This window comes from Nitrospirillum bahiense, assembly GCF_007828025.1.
GTDB lineage: Bacteria > Pseudomonadota > Alphaproteobacteria > Azospirillales > Azospirillaceae > Nitrospirillum > Nitrospirillum amazonense.
In genome coordinates, this window is sequence record NZ_VITO01000017.1 from 125,350 (window position 1) to 131,674 (window position 6,325).

The window sequence follows — 6,325 nt, forward strand, 5'->3', positions numbered from 1 at the left end:
CCGTCATAAGGGGGGCCGGAATGAGACGGGTGCCGGGCACCCGCTCGCGGTCGTTGAGGCGGAAAAAGCGGGGCGGTCGCGGGGGCGGCGGTGTCGAGGCCGCTCCCGGATCCGCTGTCAGGTGGCGGGCTCAGCGCTCATGGAAGGCGCTGTCCACTGTCGTGTAGATGGGTTTCAGCAGGTATTGGAATACCGTCTTCTCGCCCGTGGTGATGTCGGCCTGAACCGTCATGCCGGGCACCACCTGATAGCGTTCCTTGTCATGGCCGACGTAGGAGGCGGCCAGCTTCACCCGGGCCAGGTAGTAGGGGTTCTTCTGCTCGTCCATGAAGGTGGTGGGCGAAACGGTGTCCAGCGTGCCGTCGATGCGGCCGTAGCGGGCGTAGTCGAAGGCCTGCACCTTCACCTTCACCGGCTGGCCGGGGCGGACGAAACCGATGTCGCGGGTGGAGACGCGCACCTCGGCCATCAGCTCGTCATCCACGGGTACCAGGCGGGCAACGATCCCGCCGGGGGCGACCACGCCGCCGATGGTCTTGACCGGCAGTTCCATGACGATACCGCGCACGGGCGCCACGGTGACCAGGTGGTCCACCCGGTCCTCCTGCCCCTCGATCAGCTTGTTCAGTTCCGCCAGCTGGGCGCCGGTGGTCTCCAGCTTGTCCAGGGCCTCTTGCCGCAGGCGGCCGTCCAACTCTGACAGGCGGGACCTGTTCTCACCCAGGCTGTGCTGGGTGCTGGCGATGACTCCCTCAAGGCGGGCTTTCTCCGACTGGGCGCTGGCCAGGTCGCGCTGCGCCTCCAGCAGGTTCAGCTTGGAGTTCAGCCCCTTTTCCACCAGATCCTTACGCAGTTGAACCTTATGCTCGGCGATGTCCAGGTCGGTCATGACCGAGGCCAGCTGCAGCTTGCTGGCGGTCAGCAAGGCGGCCGCCTGCTGGCCCTGGTTCACCAGCACGGCGCGCTGGTTCCTCTTGGCCTCGATCTGGGCGGCCAGCAGCTGGCGGTTGTTGTCCACCACGTCGGGCTGGCTGGCATAAGGCGTGAAGTCGGCCGGCCGGTCCTCGGCGAAGGCCTGCAGCCGTTCCATCTGCGCCTGCAGGGCGATGCGCCGGGCGGTGTACTGGTCGCGGCTGGAGCGGGTGGTGGCCCCCTCGAACCGCACCAGGGGCTGGCCGGCTTCCACCAGCTGGCCCTGTTTCACCAGGATCTCGGCGACGGTGCCGCCCTCCAGGTGCTGGGCCACCTGGACCGAGCGGGAGGGGACGATCTCGCCGAACGACGTGGCGACCTCGTGCACCGGGGTCAGCACCGCCCAGGCGATGGCGGCCGTCACGCAGAGGCCGGCCACCAGGATGGTGCTGCGCGTCAGGGGCGAGATGCCGGGGTCGGTGACCAGTTCGTCGGAGGCGAACTCGGGCAGGCGGAACCAGTTGGGCAGGGCTACGGCGCGCATCAGATCATGCCTCTCGGAATACGGTCGCGAACCTTTTCGGCGGTCCCGAAGTAACGGGTGGTGCCGTTCTCCAGGATCAGGACCTTGTCGGCGATGCCGAGGTGGCCTCGGCGGTGGGTGGCGAAGAAGACGGTGGACCGCTGGCGCAGCATCTCGATGGCCGACATGAAGGCGAACTCGCCCTCGAAGTCGAAGCCGCTGATGGGCTCGTCCAGCAAGACCAGCGGGGTGTTGCGCAGGTAGGCGCGGGCCAGCGACAGGCGGGCCAGCACGCCGGTGGGCAGGGGGGCGGAGTGCATGTCGAAGCGGGTATCCAGCCCGTCCTTCAGGCCCTTCACCGTGTCCAGCGCGCCGGCCTGGTCCAGGGCGTCGATCAGCTCGGCGTCGCTGGCCAGGGGGGCGGCCAGGCGCAAATTGTCGGCCAGAGAGCCCTGGAAGAACTGCGGCACCTGCGTGACGAAGGCGATGGAGCGGCGCAGCTGGATGGGGTCGAACTGGCGGATGTCGCGGCCATCGATGCGGACGGAGCCGCCCTGGGCCGTGTACAGGCCGCTGATCAGCTTCAGCACGGTGGACTTGCCGCCGCCGCAGCGGCCGACGATGGCCACCACCTCGCGCGGCGCCACCTCGAAACCCACGTTGGCCAGGATGGGCTCCGGCTCACGGTGATAACGGAAGGTGACGCGGGTGAAGGAGACGCGGCCCTGAATCTCGGCCACGCGGTCCGGCCGCACCGTCTCCGACCGTTCCGGCGGCGTGGCCATCAGGGTCTCGATCTGGCGGATGGAGGAGCGGATCTGCCCCACCCGTGCGCTGGCCATGAAGGCGGCCTGCAGGGGCCCCAGCATGCGCCAGATCAGCATCATGCTGGCGATCAGGCCGCCGGTGGTCAGGTCGCCGGCCAGCACGCGATGCACGCCGAACACCAGAGTGACCAGGGCGGTCATGGTGCCCAGGATCTGGCTGATGGTGCTGGTGGTGGCCGATGCCTGGCCGTAGCGCAGATTGGCTTCCGCCGCGTTTCGGGCCACGGTGTCATAGCGGTCGCGCCAGATGTCCACCAGGCCCAGCGTGCGGATGGACCGCATGCGCTCGATGATCTCCAGCGTCAGTTCCTGGCGACGGGAATTGGCCACGGCGGCCTGGGTGACGCGATAGCGGGTGACGGCGTTGGCCACGAAAGCCAGCAGGCCATAGACGCCGACCGCCACCAGCGGCACCAGGCCCAGCCAGCCGCCCAGCACGAAGATGGCGGCGATGAACAGAAACATGAAGGGCAGGTCCAGCGTCGCCTGGGCCAGCGGGCCGGTCAGCAGGTCGCGCACCCGGTCGATGTCGCGCACGCGGGCCACCTGGGCGGCAATGCTGACCCGCTCGGTCAGGGCGCTGGGCAGGCTCAGAAGGCGGCCGAACACGGCGTTGCCGACGACATATCCCAGGCGGGCGCCGGCATGGGCCATGGTGTGGCTGCGCAGCCGGCGCATGGTCAGTTCGAAGAGGGAGGCGCCGATGGCGCCGATGCCTAGCGGTACCAGCAGCCAGGGGGTGTTGGCGGCGATGACCTTGTCATAGACGGTCATCACGAACAACGGGTTGGCCAGGGCCAGCAGGTTGGCCATCAGGGTCAGGGCCATGCTGGCGAAGATCAGCGGCGTGCTCTCGCCGATGCGGCTGCGCAGCCAGCCCTGACGTTCCGTCCCGCTGTGGGGCAGGGTGCCGGGGCGCACGGTCACCAGCGTGCCGGCGGGCAGGGCGTCGTCGCCCCCGGCGGTCGCTGGCGTGGCCTCGGCCTGCGGCCGCGTCACGACGAAGCGGTTCTCCAGCACCTCCACCAGCGTGGGGGGCGCACCCAGGGGAATGTGCAGCATGACGCCCACGGCCTTGTCTGCCGGTCCGGCGATGCGGCGCAGATCATCCAGGGAGAACCCATCGGCGGTGTGCAGGGCGCTGACGTAGCCCAGGCGGCCCAGGATGTCGCGCAGATCGGCCATGGGGTTGGCCCGCGCCTCGGCCGGCAGCGCCTCCAGGATCTGGCGGCGGGAGCCGGACCAGCCATGGCGGTTCAGCAACTGCGCCAGCGGGTCCAGAAATTCGGTCCAGTTCACGCTGACCGTGGCGGCGGGCACCGGCAGGGCCGGGGGCCGGAGCATGGGGTCCCGCTGGGACGTCCCGCTGTCGAGGAGAAGCGTCATAATGCGAACTCCAGGGTGCGATCCAATTGGCCGTCGGCCAAGCGGTAGATGCGGTCGGCCAGCTTCAGGACGGCGGGCCGGTGGCTGACCAGGACCAGCGCGCATTCGGTGCGCAGCTCGTTCATCAGGCCGAACAGGTGGCGGTCGCCCTCGTCATCGACGGCGGAGTTGGCATCGTCGAACAGGATGATGCGCGGTTTGTGGATCAGTGCGCGGGCCACGGCGATGCGCTGGGCCAGGCCGCGGGGCAGGGGCTCGGTGGCGCCGTCGCCCACGAAGGTGGCGAAGCCGTGGGGCAGGGCGTGGATGAGATCGGAGATGCCCGCCCGCTCCGCCGCCACCAGGGCCAGCTCGTCATACTCGGGCCGGAACAGGGTGATGTTCTCGGTGATGGTGCCGCGGAACAGGATCTCCTGCTGCGGCAGGAAGGCGATGGCCTCACGCACCGATTCCGGATCGTACTGGTCCAGATCCAGGCCGTCCAGGGTGATGCGGCCGCGGCTGGGCTGGTAGAAGCCGCCCATGAGGGACAGAAGCGTGGTCTTGCCGCTGCCGTTGGGACCCACCAGGGCGATGATCTCGCCCTTGCTCAGTTCCAGGTCGATGCCGCTCAGCACCTCCTGCTCCGGCTTGAAGCCGAAGGACAGGCCGCTCAGCACCATGCGCGGCTGCGTCTGGTTGGCGTCGGCCGTGCCCATGGCGCGGCGTTCGCGCGGCATGGCATACAAGGCGTCCATCTGTTCGCGGGCGATGGCGGCCTGCTGCAAGCGCGACCACAGCTGCAGGATGTTCTGCATGGGCGACAGGGCGCGGCCGACCAGCAGCACGCAGGCCGACAGGCCGCCGACGCTGAGCTGGCCGCGCAGCACAAGTAGGCTGCCGAAGCCCACGGTCAGCAGGCCCGCGACCTGCACCACGCATTGCCCGATCTCACCCAGGTGCTGGGCCGACAGCTCGGCGCTGCGGTTCTCGCCCAGGCGGCGCTCCTGCAGCTTCTCGTACCGGCGCAGCAGCGGATGCTCCAGCGCCATGGCCTTCACCGACTGGATGCCGCTCAACAGGCTGATGATGAAGCTGAGGCGCTTGTCCTCCGCATCCGCCACGCGCAGCAGCGAGGTGCGCGCCATGCGGATGGCCGGCAGGGCCAGCAGCACGATGGCCAGTATGCTGACCAGCGGCACCAGGGTCAGGATGCCGCCGATGTAGAGGATGATGCCCAGGTAGATGACGACGAAGGGAATGTCGTACAGGCTGACCATGATCTGGCCGGACGCGAAATCCCGTAAAGACGCGATGGAATTCAACCTTTCCATGTGCGCGCCGGAGGTGTGCGCCTGAAACGCCTGTATATCGCTGTCCAGCAGATGAAAAATGGCGCGGCGACTTTCCGATATTTCATACTGGGCACTACGCGCACTGAAGATCCGCTGCCGCGCAATTCGTAGGAACAGCTCCATCAGCAACGCGGTAACAATTCCGCCCGCCAACATGAACATCGTATCAATGGTGTGGTTCGGCAAAATACGATCATATACCTGTAGCAAGGCGATCGGCATCGCTAAGGACAGGATATTAATCGTGATGCTTGATGTCATTATATAGGCGTTATGTGGAATTTTAACGCCGCCAACATTCATGGATACTGATGCGGTTCTGCTCATGGCTTTCACCATTTGATTCGATGGCGCATCCTGATTATGTGTAACTTAAAAAAGTGTTAAATGCTATTTGTTGGTTTGTATTGGTATTTTCCAGATATGTGCAAATACTTGACCCTATTCAAAAGGTGATGTGGCTGCAAAATTAAAAGTTGTGTCCGCGTGATTGTACCCGGCGTCACAATCCAGACGTCGGTGTTGCGCATTAAAACGCCGCACTCCATGGGCCGAGACTGCCGGCAAGCTGCACAGGAGTGGATATGGGACGGCCCCCGGCCTGGGGCACCGCCTGCCCCCCTATAGCATTGTTCCGAAAAGAAGATTCGCAGTATAGCTACGTAAGTATGCCGATATGCGGCTGTTTCGAATGATCGCGATTTTTTGCCAATTCTCGAAATCGACTTGTCGCGACTGGCCGTGATTACGCAGGTATGAGCAGAAGTGATTGAAATGAGAAAAGTGGAGTGGTCGAAAAATGGCCCGGCGGTCTGTTTGGCCGCAAAATTAATGCTACAGGATAGGCTATACTCAGGGATTAATACCTCCCCGAGCATTTACACCCTGTTAATGCGGGCGTAGCCGGGCCTCTCCTTTTGGTAAGAAGCAACCTATTGGTGGGGATTGCCCCATTTGCCGGCCGCCCTGTCGAGGTGCCTCCGGAGTCCGCCGATGCATCCTCGTTCTCCGTTCGACGGGGGGCGGGCCGGGCCAAGCCGGATCCATCACCCTACCCTTTTGGGCAGGTGGGGTTCGGAGCCTTCCTGATCCCAGCGTCTCCTCCTTATGTAAAACACGGGGGACGCGATCTTATTTCCGGTAGCTGCGCATATGCTCACTCGCCGCCAGCGGCGAGGTCGAAGTCAGGCTGTCAGGGCGTTGGTGCGCCGCAAGAAAACCCAGGCTCGGCGCCCCTTTAAGGGGCAGCTCTGCAATTGGCGCATGATGAGAGGATGGTGCTCTCGACAGCGCTTTACGCCTTATTTCCGCGCCAATCTCCCGCCGCTGCAACGTCGGGTACC

Annotated in this window: 3 protein-coding genes; all 3 read right to left on the reverse strand. The window is 65.4% G+C overall.

Going from position 1 to position 6,325, the window contains the following annotated elements; genetic code table 11:
• Nucleotides 1–130: 130 nt before the first annotated feature.
• From FBZ88_RS22065 to FBZ88_RS22075, 3 genes are read right to left on the reverse strand one after another with little or no spacing between them, the layout of a single operon-like run.
• Nucleotides 131–1,456 (reverse strand): HlyD family type I secretion periplasmic adaptor subunit, encoded by a 1,326-nt coding sequence (locus FBZ88_RS22065; RefSeq protein WP_145619280.1) that lies wholly within the window; start codon nt 1,454–1,456, stop codon nt 131–133.
• Nucleotides 1,456–3,648 (reverse strand): peptidase domain-containing ABC transporter, encoded by a 2,193-nt coding sequence (locus FBZ88_RS22070; RefSeq protein ID WP_145619281.1) that lies wholly within the window; start codon nt 3,646–3,648, stop codon nt 1,456–1,458. The genes FBZ88_RS22065 and FBZ88_RS22070 overlap by 1 nt, the downstream gene beginning before the upstream one ends.
• The gene (locus tag FBZ88_RS22075; RefSeq protein WP_145619282.1) at nt 3,645–5,321 is read right to left on the reverse strand and encodes an ATP-binding cassette domain-containing protein; all 1,677 of its coding nucleotides are present in this window, start codon (nt 5,319–5,321) and stop codon (nt 3,645–3,647) included. Before FBZ88_RS22075 ends, FBZ88_RS22070 begins: the two co-directional genes overlap by 4 nt.
• Between the last annotated feature and the right edge of the window lie 1,004 nt (nt 5,322–6,325).

Bases quoted from the DNA above. Each gene is read 5' to 3' on its own strand.
- FBZ88_RS22065 (WP_145619280.1), bottom strand. From the start codon at position 1,456: ATGCGCGCCGTAGCCCTGCCCAACTGGTTCCGCCTGCCCGAGTTCGCC.
- FBZ88_RS22070 (WP_145619281.1), bottom strand. From the start codon at position 3,648: ATGACGCTTCTCCTCGACAGCGGGACGTCCCAGCGGGACCCCATGCTC.
- FBZ88_RS22075 (WP_145619282.1), bottom strand. From the start codon at position 5,321: ATGGTGAAAGCCATGAGCAGAACCGCATCAGTATCCATGAATGTTGGC.